Source organism: Bacillus sp. AFS031507 (assembly GCF_002584635.1).
In the GTDB taxonomy this organism is placed as follows: Bacteria; Bacillota; Bacilli; order Bacillales; family Cytobacillaceae; genus Neobacillus.
On sequence record NZ_NUOW01000101.1, the window covers coordinates 1 to 335 of the forward strand.

3 tRNA genes are annotated in these 335 nt (G+C 51.3%); all 3 read left to right on the forward strand.

Annotated features, from left to right (window positions below):
• The first annotated feature begins 57 nt into the window (after positions 1-57).
• The 3 genes from COE25_RS30010 (at position 58) to COE25_RS30020 (ending at position 307) form a co-directional block, all read left to right on the forward strand.
• Positions 58-132, forward strand: a tRNA-Glu gene (locus tag COE25_RS30010).
• A gap of 5 nt (positions 133-137) precedes the next feature.
• Positions 138-213 (forward strand) — tRNA-Val (locus tag COE25_RS30015).
• Between the two features lie 21 nt (positions 214-234).
• Positions 235-307: transfer RNA gene (locus tag COE25_RS30020), tRNA-Thr, on the forward strand.
• The last annotated feature ends 28 nt before the right edge of the window (positions 308-335 follow it).

The window sequence follows — 335 nt, forward strand, 5'->3', positions numbered from 1 at the left end:
GAGTAGGACGTTGCCAGGCTTACCCTTTGGGGTTATTTTTTTGCCAACATTAAATATGGCCCCTTGGTCAAGCGGTTAAGACACCTCCCTTTCACGGAGGTAACACGGGTTCGAGTCCCGTAGGGGTCACCATATTTGGAGGATTAGCTCAGCTGGGAGAGCATCTGCCTTACAAGCAGAGGGTCGGCGGTTCGATCCCGTCATCCTCCACCATATTTACCTTTCATACTTTACGCCGGGGTAGCTCAATTGGTAGAGCAACTGACTTGTAATCAGTAGGTTGGGGGTTCAAGTCCTCTCGCCGGCACCTTGTACGAGCCATTAGCTCAGTTGGT